Source organism: Streptomyces sp. NPDC023838 (assembly GCF_040639555.1).
Lineage (GTDB): Bacteria > Actinomycetota > Actinomycetes > Streptomycetales > Streptomycetaceae > Streptomyces.
Map to the genome: position 1 here is coordinate 82,554 of NZ_JBFAAD010000006.1, position 16,517 is coordinate 99,070.

General features: G+C 73.6%; 6 protein-coding genes. 4 read left to right on the forward strand and 2 right to left on the reverse strand.

Annotated elements, in window-relative coordinates:
* Positions 1-640 precede the first annotated feature (640 nt).
* The 4 genes from AB0G17_RS09785 to ccrA are packed head-to-tail and all read left to right on the forward strand — an operon-like array spanning position 641 to position 14,652.
* Positions 641-9,418: an amino acid adenylation domain-containing protein gene (locus AB0G17_RS09785; protein ID WP_361378300.1), complete on the forward strand. Its 8,778-nt coding sequence runs from the start codon at positions 641-643 to the stop codon at positions 9,416-9,418.
* Positions 9,411-13,214, forward strand: a complete 3,804-nt coding sequence (locus tag AB0G17_RS09790; protein WP_361378303.1) for a beta-ketoacyl synthase N-terminal-like domain-containing protein — start codon at positions 9,411-9,413, stop codon at positions 13,212-13,214. Before AB0G17_RS09785 ends, AB0G17_RS09790 begins: the two co-directional genes overlap by 8 nt.
* A gap of 20 nt (positions 13,215-13,234) precedes the next feature.
* Entirely contained in the window at positions 13,235-13,435 is a 201-nt protein-coding gene (locus AB0G17_RS09795) for an MbtH family NRPS accessory protein (RefSeq protein WP_361378306.1), read from the forward strand.
* Complete coding sequence (gene ccrA, locus AB0G17_RS09800; RefSeq protein ID WP_361378309.1) at positions 13,432-14,652, forward strand: crotonyl-CoA carboxylase/reductase; 1,221 nt, start codon at positions 13,432-13,434, stop codon at positions 14,650-14,652. The genes AB0G17_RS09795 and ccrA overlap by 4 nt, the downstream gene beginning before the upstream one ends.
* Before the next feature lie 56 nt (positions 14,653-14,708).
* On the opposite strand, the gene AB0G17_RS09805 is transcribed toward ccrA, so the two are convergent.
* On the reverse strand, positions 14,709-16,178 hold the full coding sequence (locus tag AB0G17_RS09805) for an AMP-binding protein (protein WP_361378312.1): 1,470 nt from the start codon (positions 16,176-16,178) through the stop codon (positions 14,709-14,711).
* Positions 16,178-16,429: an acyl carrier protein gene (locus AB0G17_RS09810; protein ID WP_361378315.1), complete on the reverse strand. Its 252-nt coding sequence runs from the start codon at positions 16,427-16,429 to the stop codon at positions 16,178-16,180. Before AB0G17_RS09810 ends, AB0G17_RS09805 begins: the two co-directional genes overlap by 1 nt.
* Positions 16,430-16,517: the final 88 nt, after the last annotated feature.

The window sequence follows — 16,517 nt, forward strand, 5'->3', positions numbered from 1 at the left end:
ACGCGGTTCGGCGTATTGGCCGATGCACGGATCCGGAATCGCGTTTCAGTGAAGCGGCAATTCCATTGTCCCGCAAGGGCTTCAAGGAGGCCTGCGGAGTGACCTATCCCTCAGCCCCTCCGCACCCGGCCCGCTTCGGCAGTGGGGGGAATACCCAAGCTGGCCCGAACGCTAACCGGAACGTGCGCACCTCCCTCGCCGCGCACCGGCGTTTTGGCTCAACATCGGCGCTCGACTCGCCCTGCCGGACGCTCGTATACAGCGGTTTCACCAAGTGGGCACTTGCCAACAGCACGATTCTTTAACAGGTCATGGCTGATTCGTTGACGCCGACTGAACTTCACAAGCTGGCCGAATTCATGCGGCCGTGCACATGACACATGACAGAATGACCCCGTAATCCAGAGCTTTTTGACGGTCCGTCGGGTGACACGCCCGGCGGGTGATCCCCTTGACCCGCCGACTTCCCCTCATGCAGGGTTGATGTTCCAGCGACGCATTCCTCGCGTCCGTTCGCGTGCCCCATTCCGCACAACCAGTGGGCGGATCACACACGCCTGCCCAACGGCTTCCCAGCGAGGGCCCGCGGGTTCTTTCCGCGCGCCGAGAATTTCCCAGACGCCTAATGAGGGTTGGTGCCATGTCTGTCCAGGAGGACACCAGTAGCCCGCTGACCGGAGCCCAGCAGGGACTCTGGTTCGCCCAGCGGCTCGACCCCGCGAACGCCGCCTACAACACCGCCGAGTACGTGGAGATCCACGGGCCGGTGGACACCGCGCTGTTCGAGACCGCGCTGCGCCGCACCGTCGGCGAGGCGCAGACCTTCGCCCTGCGGTTCACCGACACCCCCGAGGGCCCCCGCTCCGCGTCGGCCGCGGGTGACGACTGGCCACTGCGGCTGGTGGACGTCAGCGGTGAGGCGGACCCGCGCGCGGCGGCCGAGGCATGGATACGCGCCGACATGGCGGCGGCGGCCGACCTCTCCGAGGGGCCGCTGTTCACCCACGCCCTCTTCACCGTGGCCCCCGACCGCTTCTTCTGGTTCCTGCGGGCCCACCACATCCTCCTCGACGGCTACAGCTACAAGCTGGTCGCCCGGCGCCTTTCCGAGGTCTACGCGGCGCTCGCGGACGGCCGCGAGGTGCCCGCGAACCCGTTCGCCCCGGTGAACCGGCTGCTCGACGAGGAGACGGCCTACCGGGCCTCGGACCGCTTCGTACGCGACCGCGCCTACTGGACCGCCCGGTTCGCCGACTTCCCCGGCGCCACCGGCCTCACCGAAGCCGTCGCACCGCCCGCCCCCTCCTTCCTGCGCCGTACCTCGCTGCTCTCCGCCGCCGACACCGAGCGGCTGTCCACCGCGGCCGCCCGCCTGGGCGGGGCGCGCAACGACCTCGTCGTCGCGGCCGTCGCCGCCTACCTGCACCGGGTCACCGGACAGCAGGACGTCGTGCTCGGTCTGCCCACCATGAGCCGGCTCGGCTCCACCGCGCTGCGCACGCCCGGCACGGCGTCCAACATCCTGCCGCTGCGCCTCGCCGTCACCCCCGCCACCACGGCCGGTGAGCTGGTCGAGGCCGTCGCCGCCGAGTTACGCGACGTGCGCAAGCACCAGCAGTACCGGGCCGAGGACCTGCGCCGCGACCTCAAACTCATCGGCGGGGCGCGGCGGTTGTACGGGCCGGTCGTCAACCTCGTCCCGTTCGACGAGGAGCCGCCCTTCGGCGGCCACCGCACCACCTCGCACCACCTGTCCGGCGGCGCCGTCGAGGACCTCCAGATCAACGTGCGGCCCGGCGCGGGCGGCGAAGGCCTGTGGATCGCCTTCGACGCCAACCCGGCCCTGTACACCGAGGCCGAACTGGAGCACCACCAGCAGCGGTTGCTGCTCCTGCTCGACCAGCTCGCCGAGGCCGACGCCGCCCTGCCGCTCGCCCGCACGAGCCTGCTGCTCCCCGGTGAATCACCGGAGTACGCCACCGCCGAAGCCGCACACACCGCGCCGGACGCCGTCCTGCCCACCCGCTTCGAGGCGCAGGCCGCCCGCACCCCGCAGGCCGTCGCCGTGACGTACGAGGGCGCCTCGCTGACGTACGCGGAGCTCAACGCCCGCGCCAACCGGATCGCCCGCCTGCTGGTCGAGCGCGGCGCCGGACCGGGCGAGGTGGTGGCCCTGGCGCTGCCCCGCTCGCTGGAGCTCGTCGTCGCTCTGCTCGCCGTGGTCAAGTCCGGGGCCGCGTATCTGCCGCTGGACCCCGGCTACCCCGCCGAGCGCATCCGCGCGGTGGCCGAGGACGCCGCACCCGCGCTGCTCGTCACCGACGCGCTCACCGCGCCGACGCTGCCGCGGACCGGCGCGGCCGCCCTCGTCATCGGGGACGCGGCCGTCGAGCGCGACCTGGCCGCGCACCCGGACACCGACCTCACCGAGGCCGACCGCACGGCGCCGCTCACCCCGAGCGACCCGGCGTACATCATCCACACCTCGGGCTCCACCGGCCGTCCCAAGGGCGTGGTGATCCCGCACTCCAACGTCGTGCGGCTCTTCGAGACGTCCGCCGCCCACTTCACCTTCGGCCCGGACGACGTGTGGACGCTCTTCCACTCGTACGCCTTCGACTTCTCCGTCTGGGAGATCTGGGGGCCGCTGCTGCACGGCGGCCGGCTCGTCGTCGTCCCGTACGAGACCAGCCGCGCGCCGCGCGACTTCCTGCGGCTGCTGCACCGCGAAGGCGTCACCGTCCTCAACCAGACGCCCTCCGCCTTCCAGCAGCTCGTCCAGGCCGACCAGGAGGCCGGTGACGAGTCCGGGCCGCTCGCCCTGCGGTACGTGGTGTTCGGCGGCGAGGCCCTGGAGCCCGCGCATCTGCGCCCCTGGCTGGAGCGGCACGGCGATCAGTCGCCCGCCCTCGTCAACATGTACGGCATCACCGAGACCACCGTCCACGTCACCCACCAGCGCGTCACCCGCGAGCTGATCGAGGACCCACGCGCCCGCAGCGTCATCGGTACCGCTCTCCCGGACCTGCGGGTGTACGTCCTCGACCACTGCCTCCAGCCCGTGGTGCCGGGCCGGGTCGGTGAGATGTACGTGGCGGGCCCCGGTCTCGCCCTCGGCTATCTGAACCGCCCGGAGCTGACCGCCGAGCGGTTCGTCGCCGACCCCTTCGGCCCGCCGGGCGAGCGCATGTACCGCACCGGCGACCTGGCCCGCCGGGCCCTGGACGGCACGCTGGAGTACGCGGGCCGCTCCGACCAGCAGGTGAAGATCCGCGGCTTCCGCATCGAGCCCGGCGAGATCGAGGCCACGCTCCTGGGCCACCCGGGCGTGGCCCGGGCCGCCGTGGTGACCCGGGAGACGGAGGGGGCGGCCGACCGGATCCTCGTGGCCTACGCGGTGCCCGCCCCGGGATCGCGCCCGCAGCCGGCGGAACTGCGCGCCCACCTGGCCGAGTCGCTGCCCGAGCACATGGTGCCCAGCGCGTGCGTGGTCCTGGACGAACTGCCGCTGACGGCCAACGGCAAGCTGGACACCAAGGCCCTGCCCGCCCCCGACTTCGCCGCCGCGGCCACCGGCCGGACCCCGGCCACCGAGTCCCAGACGCTGGTGTGCCGCCTCTACGAGGAGCTGCTGCGGCTGCCCGGCGGGACCGTCGGCGTCGACGACAACTTCTTCGACCTCGGCGGGCATTCGCTCCTCGCCACCCGGCTGATGACGCGGCTGCGCGCGGCCACCGGCGCCGAGGTCTCCATGGCCGCCTTCTTCGCGCTGCCCACCCCGGCGGCGCTCGCCGCCCGCGTCACCTCCGACGGCGAACGAGCGGCCCGGCCGCCGCTGGTACGCGCCGAGCGGCCGGACCCGGTGCCGCTCTCCGCCACCCAGCAGAGCATGTGGTTCCTCAACCAGCTGGACGGGGCGGCCGCCACGTACAACATTCCGCTGGTGGTCCCGCTGGGGCGGGAGATCGACGTGGACGCGCTGCGGGCGGCGCTGGCCGATGTCGCCGACCGGCACGAGAGCCTGCGCACCCTCCTTCCGCAGACCGGCGGCACACCCCGCCAGGAGATCCACCCGCCCGGCTCCCTGCGGCCCGTGCTGCACGTCGTCGACTGCCCCGCGCAGGAGGTCGGGGCGTATGTCTCCCGGGCGCGCGGGCACCGCTTCGACCTCACCCGCGACCAGCCGCTGTGGGCCGGTCTGTACGGGACGGGGGCGGCGCGCACCCTGGTGATCGTCCTGCACCACAGCGCGGCCGACGGCTGGTCGCTGCGCCCGCTGGCCGAGGACCTCTCCACCGCGTACGCGGCCCGCGCCGAGGGCCGCGACCCGAGCTGGGACGAACTGCCGGTCCAGTACGCCGACTACACGCTGTGGCAGCGCGAACTGGCCGCAGGGTCAGTTGGCCTGATGGATCGTCAGATTGACTTCTGGAAGGAGGCGCTCCGCGGCCTTCCGGTGGAGATCCCGCTGCCCGCCGACCGGCCCCGCCCCCAGGCCCCGGGCCGCCGGGGCGGACATCTGACTCTCGACGTCGCCCCCGAGCTGCACCGCGCCCTGCTGCGCCTCGGCGACGAGAGCGGCGCCAGCCTGTTCATGGTGTTGCAGAGCGCCCTCGCCGCCCTGCTCACCCGCTGGGGCGCCGGCACCGACATCCCCATCGGCACCCCGGTGGCCGGGCGCGCCGACGAGGCGCTCGACGACCTGATCGGCCTGATGGCCAACTCGCTGGTCCTGCGCACCGACACCTCGGGCGACCCCGGGTTCCGCGAACTGCTCGCCCGCGTACGGGACTTCGACCTGGCCGCCTACGACCACCAGGACCTGCCCTTCGACCGGCTGGTGGAGGAGCTCAACCCGGCCCGCACCCCCGCCCGCCACCCGCTCTTCCAGGTCATGCTGGCCCTGCAGAACAACACCGAGGCCGTGCTGCGGCTCGGCGCCAACGAGGCGCCGCTGCGGCCCAGCGCCACCGGCACCGCCAAGTTCGACCTCTTCGTGGACGTGGTGGAGCGCCGCGCGCGGGACGGCGCCGGGTCCGGTCTCACCTGCCACATCGAGTACGCCGCCGACCTGTTCGACCACGCCACCGTGGAAGGTGTGGCGCGAGCCCTGCACGCCCTGCTGGCCGCCGTGGCCGACGACCCGGGCCTGCGCCTCGGCGCCCTGCCCGCCCCCGAGGCCGCCGTCCGGGCCGAGGCAGCGGCGGACACGGGGTTCGACCCGGTGGGCCTGGAGCGCGACCTCCTCGCCCGGGGCGATCTGCGCGACGCCGTGGCCGTGGCGGGCGCGGACGGGAGGCCGACCGTGTTCGCGGTGCCCACTCGGGCCGCCGCGGCCGAGCAGGCGGCCCGCGCCCTGCGCGGCACCGACCCCGAGCCCGCTCTCCGGATCGCCGCCGTCAGCGACCTGCCGAGGAACCCCGACGGCACCCTGGACACCGAGGCGCTCGGCCAACTGCCCGTCATCGACACCGAGGCCGCCGGGCAGTGGGAGCGCGGCCTGGCCGGGCTGCCGGGCGTCCGCTCGGCGACCGTGACCCTGGAGGAAACGGCAGAGCAACCCGGCCGGTTGTACATCGGCGCGTCCTCGTCCCGTACGGACGCCCCCGCACACGCCTCCGGCCCCGACGCCGCCACGGCCGCGCCCTCGCTCAGTGAAGGGCCGGAGCTGCCCGAGCCGACGGTGGGCAGCTGGGCCGAGGCGCTGCGGCGGGCGGCCGAGGGCGGCCCGCACGCCGAGGTCGTCCATGTGCGCGCCGACGGCACCGAGACGCGGCGCGGCTACGCCTCGCTGATCGAGGAGGCCTCCCGCGTCCTGGGCGGTCTGCGCGAGCTCGGGCTGCGCCCCGGTGACCAGGTGATCCTCCAGTGCGAGGACACCGAGGACTTCCTCGCCACGCTGTGGGGCTGTGTCCTGGGCGGCTTCGTCACCGTGCCGCTGACCGTCCCCGTCTCGTACGCGACGACCTCGGCGCCCGTGGCCAAGCTGGAGGGCGTGTGGGAGATGCTGCACCGCCCCTGGATCGTCACCTCCGCGTCCGGCGAGGAGGGTCTGCGCGACCTCGCGCGGCGGCGGGAGTGGCAGGGGCTGCGGCTGACCACGACCGACGCCCTGCGCGCGGGACCCAAGGACGAGGAGTGGCACCCCGCCCAGCCCGACGACGTGGTGCTGATGCTGCTGACCTCGGGAAGCACCGGGCTGCCCAAGGCGGTCCGGCTCAGCCACCGCAACGTCCTGACCCGGGCGGCGGCCACCGCCTCCCTCAACTCGCTGACCGAGCAAGACGTCTCGGTCAACTGGATCCCGCTCGACCACGTCACCGGTGTGGTCATGTTCCACCTGCGGGACGTCTACCTGGGCTGCCGGCAGGTGCACGCGCCGACCTCCTGGATCCTGGAGGACCCGCTGCGCTGGATGGAGCTGGCGCACCGGCACCGGGCCACCGTCACCTGGGCGCCCAACTTCGCCTTCGGCTTGGTCAGCGAGCAGGCGCACCGGATGGCCGGACGGCCCTGGGACCTGTCGCCGGTACGGCTGGTGATGAACGCGGGCGAGGTGGTCGTCGCCGCGACCGCGCGGCGCTTCCTGGAGGTGCTCAAACCCTTCGGGCTGCCGCAGGACGTGATGCACCCGTGCTGGGGCATGTCCGAGACCTCGTCGGTGGTCACCGACACCGTACTCGCGGCCGAGCCGCAGCCCGGTGAGGAGACGTTCGTCAGCTGCGGGCTGCCCTACCCGGGGTTCGCCATGCGCATCGTGGACGACCAGGAGCGTATCGTCGCCGAGGGCACCGCCGGCCGCCTCCAGGTGCGCGGCACCACGGTGACCCACGGCTACCACGACAACCCCAAGGCGAACGCGGAATCGTTCACCCCCGAGGGCTGGTTCGAGACCGGCGACCTGGCCTTCCTGCGCTCCGGCGAGCTGTACATCACGGGCCGCGCCAAGGACGTCATCATCGTCAACGGCGTCAACCACTACAGCCATGAGATCGAGTCCTGCGTCGAGGAACTCCCCTTCGTCGTACGGAGCTTCACCGCGGCCTGCGCGGTGCGCACCGACCCCACGGCGGGCACCGACGAGCTCGCGCTCTTCTTCCACCTGGAGGAGGGCACCGACGTCACCCAGGCGCTGCGCGCCATCCGCGGCAAGGTCACCCGGGAGATAGGCATCAGCCCGGCACACCTGATGCCGGTCGAGGCGGCCGTGATCCCCAAGACGGAGATCGGGAAGATCCAGCGCACCCAGCTGCGCAAGCGGTTCGAGGCGGGCGAGTTCGACGCGGCCGCCCAGGCCTCGGAGATCCTGCTCGGCAGCACCGCGACCGTGCCGGACTGGTTCCTGCGCCCGGTGTGGCAGCGCGCCGAGCGCGTCCACGCCCCGGCCGCGCCCGGCGGGCACACCCTGGTGTTGGCCGGGCGCCACGCGGCGGCCGCCGAGGTGGCCGACGCCGTCACGGAGCGGCTGCGCGCAGGGGGCGCCCGCTGCACGGTCGTCACCGCCGGAGAGGCGTTCGCCCGGCTCGACGCCGCCACCTACCGGGTGCGCGTCGACGCGTACGAGGACTACGGGCGGCTCCTTGACAGGCTCGCGGCCGACGACCGGCCCGTGGACACCGTCCTGCACCTGGGGACGCTCGGCGCGGGAAGCGGAGAGCCGGAGAGCGTGGGCGCGCTGCTTGAGGCCCAGCGCGACGGCGCCGACTCCCTGCTCTGTCTCGCCCAGGTCCTGACGGCCCGTCACATCTCGGGCCGCCGGGTCGCCGTCCACTTCGTCGGCGAGGAAGGCCAGGCGGTGCGTGCGGGCGAGCGCCCCCGCTACGCGCACGGCGCCGTCGGCGGACTCCTCAAGAGCCTGCGCGAGGAGCTGCCCTGGCTGAGCACCGTCCAGGTCGACCTGGAGGCCGGGGCCAGCCCGGACGAGACCGCGGAGCTGCTGCTCGCGGAGGCCGCCGTACCGGTGGCCGACGCCGAGGTGGCCTTCCGCGCCGGGCAGCGCTGGATCCGCCGCCTGGCCCCGCTGCCCGACCCGCTGCCGCGCACCGCTGTTCCCGCCGCCGAGGGGTTCCGCCTCGTCAGCGGCGGTCTGGGAGGAGTGGCCGGACGGCTCGCGGAGCACCTGCTCAGGACGCCGGGCACCCGGCTGCTCCTGGTCGGGCGCGCCCAACTGCCCGACGAGGACAGCTGGGACAAGCACCTCGCCGAGGGCGGGGCGCTCGCCCGCCGGATCGAGACGTACCGCGGTCTGCGCGAGCTGGGCGACGTGCGGTACGCGAGCGCCGACATCACCGACCTGGACGGGCTGCGCGCCGTGGTCGACGAGGCGTCCGCCGCCTGGTCCGCCCCGCTGGCCGGGGTGGTGCACCTCGCGGGGCACTTCGAACAGCGGGCGGTGGCCGATCTGGGCCTGGAGGAGTGGCGTGCGGCCCTTGCCGCGAAGGTCACCGGCGGCTGGGCGCTGCACCGGCTCGCCCAGGAGCACAAGGTCCGCTCGTTCCTCTCGTTCTCCTCGGTCAACGGCTATTTCGGCGGCTCGATGAGCAGCTCGTACGCCGCCGCCAACGCCTTCCTCGACGCGCTCGCTGCCCATCAGCGGGGCGCCGGCCTGGACGCGCGGAGCCTGGCCTGGAGCATGTGGGACGAGCTCGGCATGAGCGAGGGGTACGGGCTCAAGTCGCTGACGGAGGCGCGCGGTTACCGCGTCCTCGACGCATCCGCCGCACTGCGCTCCTTCGACCTGGCCCGCACCCTGGACGAGCCGCACGTGCTGATCGGCACCGACCGGGCCATGCCCTGGGTGCGCGGCCACGTCCAGGCACCGCCACGCCCGGTGCACCGCCTGGCGGGCCGGGTGGTCCTGGAGGACGACGCCGACATCGGCGCCCTGTACACGGCGGCCGGGAAGAGTGCCGACGCGGCCGGGGCAACCGGCAACTGGGTGCTGCGCGCGGCCGGTTCGTCGACGGCCGAGACGGCCGGGGCCGCCGACGACTCCGCCGAGGGGCTGCGCCGCCTGGAGAAGGTCCTCAGCGCCATCTGGTGCCGTGTCCTGGAGCGCGACCGGGTCGGCGTCGAGGACAACTTCTTCGACCTCGGCGGCCATTCACTCCTCCTGGTCCGCGCCCAGGGCGCGGTCAACGAAGAGCTCGGCTGCGAGCTGAGCGTGGTGGACCTGTTCAGCCATCCCAGCGTCCGGGCGCTGGCCCGCCATCTCACCGACATCGGCGTCGGCGGCGCCCCGCAGGCCCCGGCCCCGGACAGCGCACCGGCCACCGGACTCGACCGCGTACGGCAGCGGGCCGAGCGCCAGCGCGCCGCGCGGGCCTCCCGCCGCCCCGCCCCGAAGACCCCGCACACCGAGCACGAAGGACCCCGTAACGATGGATCCCGCAGCGATGGGCCCCGTAACGATGGATGAGGCAGACCGGCCGGAGTACGGGCCCGAAACAGCGGTCGCGGTCGTCGGCATGGCGGCGCGCTTCCCCGACGCCGACACGGTCGAGGAGTTCTGGGAGAACCTCGCGGCCGGGCGGGAGTCGATCCGGCCCATCACCGACGAGGAGTTCCTGGCGGCGGGCGGCGACCCGGCGGGCCTGGCCGACCCGGACCTGGTGCGGATGGCCTCGGTGGTGGAGGGCATCGACCGGTTCGACTCCGCCTTCTTCGGCTACAGTCCGGCCGAGGCCGAGGTCGTCGACCCGCAGCAGCGCCTGCTCCTGGAGTGCGCCTACCACGCACTGGAGGAGGCCGGCTACGCGAACGGGCACGGCGACCTCCAGGTCGGTGTGTACGCGGGAGCGGGCGACAGCCGCTACTACCCGGGGCACGTCCACCCCCGCTTCGCCGGACAGAGCGCCTCGGTCGCCCTGGTCCACGCCGCCACCAGCAACTCGCTGGGCACCCTGGCGACCCGTATCTCGTACGAACTGGGGCTGACCGGGCCCAGTCTCTCGCTCCAGACGGCGTGTTCCACCGCGCTCGTCGGGATCCACACCGCGTGCCAGGACCTGATCGACTACCGGTGCGACGTCGCGCTCGCCGGGGCCGCCTCGCTCAACCCGTCGGCGCTGCTCGGCTACCGGTACGTGCCCGACGGGCCGTTCTCGCCGGACGGCCGCTGCCGGGCGTTCGCCGCCGACGCGGCGGGCACCTCCTCGGGCGACGGCGTCGGCATGGTCGTCCTCAAGCGCCTGGAGGACGCGCTCGCGGACGGCGACCGCATCCGCGCGGTGATCCGGGGCTCGGCCATCAACAACGACGGCCGCCGCCGCAAGGTGGGTTTCACCGCCCCCAGCACCGAGGGCCAGACGGAGGCGATTCTCGCCGCCCAGGTGGCCGCGGGCGTCGACGCGGAATCCATCGGCTATGTGGAGGCCCACGGCACCGCCACCCGCATCGGTGACCCCATCGAAGTGGCCGCCCTGACCCGGGCGTTCAGGGAGAGCAGCGGCCGCGAGCAGTTCTGCGCCCTGGGGTCGGTCAAGAGCAACATCGGGCACCTGGGCGCCGCCGCCGGGATCGCGGGCTTCATCAAGATCGTGCTGGCCCTGGAGCACCGGCAGATACCGCCGACCCTCCACTTCGAGCAGCCCAACCCGCTGATCGACTTCGCGGCGAGCCCGTTCCGGGTGCCGACCACCCTTGAGGAGTGGGACTCCGGCTCCGCGCCGCGCCGGGCCGCCGTCAGCGCGTTCGGGGTCGGCGGCACCAACGCCCATGTGATCGTGGAGGAGGCCCCGCCCGCGCCCGCACCGGCTCCCCGCCGCGAGGAGAACCCGCGCCGGCACGTGCTGCCGCTCTCCGCGCGCACCCCCGGCGCCCTGCGCGGACAGGCCGAGAACCTCGGCCGCCACCTCGCCGAGCACCCGGACCTGGACCTCGCGGACGTCGCCCACACCCTGCGCACCGACCGCCCCGCCATGCCCCACCGGGCGGCAGTGGCGGCGCGGAGCACCGAGGAAGCCGCACGGATCCTGCTGCACCCGCTCCAGTCCCCCGCCGAGGTGCGCGGCGAGGAGCCGCCGCCGGTCGCGTTCCTGCTGCCCGGCGGCGGCACCCAGTACATCGGCATGGGCGCCGGGCTCTACGACGAGCTGCCGGTCTACCGGGACGCCGTCGACCGCTGCGCGGCCATCCTGCGGCCCATGACCGGCCGCGATCTGCGCACCGCGCTGTACGAGCACACCGAACCCGGCGGCTTCGACGCCTTCCTGGCCCTGGTGGTCACCGAATACGCCCTGGCCACCGCGCTGATGGAGCACGGCGTGCGGCCCGCCGCGTTCATCGGGCACTCGCTGGGCGAGTACACGGCGGCCACGCTGGCCGGGGTGATGACGCCGGAGGAGATGCTGCCGCTGGTCGCGGAGCGGATCCGGCTGATCGCCTCGGCCGGGGGCGCCACCGTGGGCGTGGCTCTCGGCGAGGAGGCCCTGCGCGGCTACCTCGCCGACGGTCTGTCACTGGCGGCCGTCAACGGCCCGGCGGCCTGTACGGTCGCGGGGCGCGAAGACGCGGTGGCGGCCCTGGAGGCGCGGCTGCTCGCGGACGAGGTCGCCTTCCGTCGGCTGCGGATGCCGGCGGCCGCGCACTCCCACGTCCTGGACCCGATCCTGCCCGCCTTCGCGGACGTCCTGCGGACCGTGACACTGCGGGCGCCGACCATTCCGTACGTCACCAACGTCACCGGCACCTGGGTCACCGACGAGCAGGCGACGAGTGTCGGCCACTGGCTGGACCACACCCGGCGTACGGTTCGCTTCGCGGACGGCGTCGCCTCCCTGTGGGAGCGCGGCAACCCGCTGTTCGTCGAGATCGGCCCCGGCGACAGCCTCGCCAAACTCGCCGGGGCCCGGCTCGGCGACGCGCCGGTGACCACGGTCGCCACCATGCGCCACGCCAAGGCCGCGAGCCCCGACGGACAGGTCTTCGCGGAGGCCCTCGGCCGGCTGTGGAGCGCGGGCGTGCCCGCCGACATCACCGGACCGGACGGAGCGCGCGAGCCGCGCCGGGTGCCGCTGCCGGGGTACGCCTTCGAGCGGCGCCGCCACTGGATCGAGGCGCCCGGCGCCCGGCCGCTCGCCACCGCGGACGACGACGCGGCGCCCGGGAGCGGCTCCGGCCGGGCTCCCCGGCCCTACCTGGCGACCGAGTACGCGGCGCCCCGGACCCCTCGAGAGCGCGCCGTGGCCGGGCACTGGGAGGAAACCCTGGGCATCGAGGGCATCGGCGTCCACGACAACTACTTCGACCTGGGCGGCGACTCGATGCGCGCCGTGATCCTGGCGGGCCGGATGCGCACCGGGGGCGTCCTGGACGTGCCGGCCGCCGCGTTCCTCTCGGCGCCCACGATCGCCGGTCTGGTGGCGCTCGCCGGGCGCGGCGGGGCGGCCGGGCGGGACGCGTTCGCCCCGCTGCTGCCGCTGCGCGCCGACGGCGACCAGCGCCCGCTGTTCTGTGTGCACCCCGGCGCGGGCATCGCCTGGCGCTACACCGGTCTGCTGCCCCACCTCGGGGCCCGCCAGCCGGTCTACGGCCTCCAGGCCCACGGCCTCGACGGCGCCCGTGAACCGGCCGCCGACGCCAAGGACATGGTCGACTCCTACCTCGCCCAGGTGCGCGAGGTGCAGTCGGAGGGCCCGTACCGGCTGATGGGCTGGTCCTACGGCGGGTTCGTCGCCCACGCCATGGCCACCGCCCTGCAACGGCAGGGCGAGGAGGTCGAGTTGCTGGCCATGCTGGACGCCCCGCTGACCCAGGACGAGCCCGCCGACCCCGCCGCGACCGAGCGTCAGGTGGCGTCCCTGCTGGTGCGCGTCGCGGGCCTGGAGATGCCCGACGGCGGGGCACACGACGTCGACGAGGTGATCCGGCGGATCGGCGAGGACGGCGCGGAGCGGGGACCCTCACCGGTGACCCGCGAGGAGGCGCTCGCGATCGCCCGGGTGATGCGCAACAACCTCGCCATCGCCCCCGGGTTCGCCCCCGAGCTGTTCCGCGGCGACGTGCTCTTCTTCAGCGCCACCGAGGACGCCGGCGTCCCCGCCGACCCGGCCGACCTGTCGCTGGCGACCGGGAAGGCCGACAGCTGGCGCCCGTACGTCGGCGGCGTCCTCACCGACCACGCCATGCCCTGCGGCCACTACGAGATGACCGAGCCGGAGCCGATGGCCCGCATCGGCGCGGCCCTGGCCGCCGCCCTGCGGCCCACCGGCTGACCGCGAAGGAAGGAACCCCCGTGCCCAGTCCGTTCGAGTCCCACGGCGAGGGCGAGCCCTCGCACCTGGTGCTCGTCAACGCGACGGGAGAGCACTCCCTGTGGCCCGCGTTCGCCCCCGTGCCCGCCGGGTGGGACGCGGTCGGAGCCGCCGCCGACCACCACACCTGCCTCAGCCGACTCGCCCCGTCCGCCCCCGCACCCTCAGGAGCCACCCCATGACCCAGGACCTGTACGAACTCGGAGACGCGCCGCCGCTGGGCGAGGCGCCCAAGCGCATGTACGCCTCGCTCATCCGGCCCGAGCGCTACGGGCAGCCCATCGACGCCTTCCGTACCGAGGTGGTGGACGTGCCCCCGGTCGGGCCCGGCCAGGTCCTCATCAAGGTGATGGCGGCGGGCGTCAACTACAACAACGTGTGGGCCTCGCTCGGCGACCCCGTGGACGTCATAGCCGCCCGGCGCAAGCGTGGCGCCGTCGAGGACTTCCACATCGGCGGCTCCGACGCGTCCGGCGTCGTCTGGGCGGTCGGGGAGGGCGTGCGCCTCAAGCCGGGCGACGAGATCGTGCTGCTCGCGAGTGTGTGGGACGAGAGCGCCGAGGACATCCGGCTCGGCGCCGACCCCTGCACCTCGTCCTCGCAGAGCGTGTGGGGGTACGAGGAGAACTACGGGTCGTTCGCGCAGTTCGCCGTCGTCGACGAGTACCAGTGCCACCCCAAGCCGAAGCGGCTCTCCTGGGCGGAGGCGGCCTGCTACATGGCGACAGCCGCCACCGCCTACCGGCAGCTCTTCGGCTGGGAGCCGCACACCGTGCGCCCCGGCGACGTGGTGCTGATCTGGGGCGGGGCGGGCGGCCTGGGGTGTATGGCGATCCAGCTGGTGCGGCAGCGCGGAGGCATCCCCATCGCGGTGGTCTCCAGCGACGAACGCGGCGAGTACTGCGTGCGGCTGGGCGCCAAGGGCTACATCAACCGCCGCGACTTCGACCACTGGGGGCGGCTGCCGGACACCTCCGACGACGAGGCGATGGCCCGCTGGCTCACCGGGGCCCGTGCCTTCGGCCGCCGCTTCTGGGAGGTCCTCGGCGAGCGCCGGGCCCCCAGGATCGTCCTGGAGCACTCCGGCGCCGACACCATCCCGACCTCCATGTACCTGTGCGACAACGCGGGCATGGTCGTCATCTGCGGCGGCACCACCGGCTACAACGGCGATGTGGACCTGCGCTTCCTGTGGATGCGCCAGAAGCGGCTGCAGGGCTCGCACGTCTCCAACGCCCGCGAGGCCCGTGAGGTGACCACCATGATCGACCAGGGACTGCTCGACCCGTGTCTGTCGCTCACCCTCGGCTTCGAGGAGATCGGCAAGGCGCACCAGCTGATCCACGACAACCAGCACCCGGCCGGGAACATGGCCGTCCTGGTCAACGCGAAGGCGTAGCAGAGCAGTCGGGGCCGGTCGGCGTCGCCGACCGGCCCCCTGTGCGCGGCGCCGGTTCAGGCCCGCAGCAGCTTTTTGATGATCTTCCCGGCCGGGTTGCGGGGCACCTGGTCGATGAACTCGATACGCCGGGGACGCTTGTACGAGGCCAGCCGCTGCGCCAGATGCGCCTGCAACTCGACCGTGCCGGTGCCCTCTTCGGCCACGACGTACGCCAGCGGGACCTCGCCGAAGTCCTCGTCCGGCACCCCGACGACCGCCGCGTCGCGCACCGCCGGGTGAGCCTGGAGGGCGCGTTCGATCTCCGAGGGGTAGACGTTCTGGCCGGCCCGGATGATCAGGTCCTTGCTGCGGTCGATCAGCCGAATCAGCCCGGCCCGGTCGATGAACCCGAGGTCGCCGGTGCGGATCCAGCCGTCGACGGTGATCTCGGCGGTGGCGGCCTCGTCGCCCCAGTAGCCGCGCATCAGGCCGGGACCGCGGACGCAGATCTCCCCGATGGCGCCGGGCTCGACCTCGTGCCCCTGCGCGTCCAGGGCGCGCGCGGACATACCGGGGATGACCCGGCCGGCCGGGATCACGTCGGGTACCGCGCCGGGCGCCGGGTGTTCGTCGGGGCCGAGGGTGACGAACGGGCCGCCGACCTCGGTCATCCCGTACACCTGCCGGAATCCGCAGCCGAGCCGTTCGACCGCCTCGGCGTAGATGTCCGCCGGCATGGGCGCGGCCCCGTACAGGATCTCGCGCAGGGTCGAAAGGTCGGTGGTGTCGGCGGACTTGGCGCGCAGCACGAAGCGCAGCATCTGCGGGACGAGCCAGACGTGCGTGGCGCGGTGGGTCTCGATGGCGGCCAGCGCGGTCTGCGGCTTGAAGCCGGGCATCAGGACCACGGTCGCGCCCGCGGCCATGTAGGTCAGCGAGACGACCATGCTGCCGTGGTAGAGCGGGCAGCAGTTGACCAGCACCACCTCGTCGGCGGGCCGGGCCACGGCGAGCCAGCCGAGCGCGATGGCCCGGAAGGAGGCGTGGTCGACGGTGACGCCCTTGGCCTGGCCGGTGGTCGCCGAGGTGTGCAGGATCGCCGCTGGGGCGTCGTCCGGGATGTCATCCAGCGCCGGTCCGCCCTCGGCGCCGAGCGCGGTGAACGCCTCGTCGTCCAGGCGGACGCGCGTGCGCACCGGCAGGTCGGGGTGGCGGGCCAGCAGCGCACTCTCGCCGATCACGGCGACGGCGCCGGTGCGTTCGACGATCCCGGTCACCTCGGCCGGGGTCAGGCTGTGGTTGAGCGGGACGAAGAGCGCCCCGATGCGGGCCAGCGCGAAGTACGTCTCCAGGACCTCGATGCGGTCCAGGGAGAGCACGGCGACGCGGTCACCGCGCCGGATGCCGAGCCCGGCGAGCCCGTGGGCGAGGCTGACACTCCGGTCGTGGAACTGGGCCCAGGTGACGGAGCGGCGCTCGTCCACCAGGGCCGTCCGGTCCGGGAAGCACTGGCGGTTGCGCTCCGCCAACTGGGTCAGCCACATCAGGCGGCGCCCGGCTGCGGGGTGGCGGCGTCGCGGTCCGCGATGAACCGCTCATAGTCCGCGATGGTGGACAGGCCCTCCATGTCCTCGGCCGTCACCTCGATGCCGGTGCGCTGCTCGATGAGCAGGATGAGGCGGACGAGGTCCCCGGAGTCGATTCCGCTGGCGCTGAGGTCCTCGTCGTCGCCGATGACCTCGGCGTACTCCGGTGTCCCGGTCAGCTCGACCAGCATCGTCCTGATGGTGCTCATGGCGTACCCCTCTCGTTGCACTGACTACCGAAGAGAGAGGCGCCGCCGCCGCCGCACACTCCCCGGGGTGCGCGTGACCTTCGTCACG

Bases quoted from the DNA above. Each gene is read 5' to 3' on its own strand.
- AB0G17_RS09805 (WP_361378312.1), bottom strand. From the start codon at position 16,178: ATGTGGCTGACCCAGTTGGCGGAGCGCAACCGCCAGTGCTTCCCGGAC.
- AB0G17_RS09785 (WP_361378300.1), top strand. From the start codon at position 641: ATGTCTGTCCAGGAGGACACCAGTAGCCCGCTGACCGGAGCCCAGCAG.
- AB0G17_RS09810 (WP_361378315.1), bottom strand. From the start codon at position 16,429: ATGAGCACCATCAGGACGATGCTGGTCGAGCTGACCGGGACACCGGAG.
- ccrA (WP_361378309.1), top strand. From the start codon at position 13,432: ATGACCCAGGACCTGTACGAACTCGGAGACGCGCCGCCGCTGGGCGAG.
- AB0G17_RS09790 (WP_361378303.1), top strand. From the start codon at position 9,411: ATGGATGAGGCAGACCGGCCGGAGTACGGGCCCGAAACAGCGGTCGCG.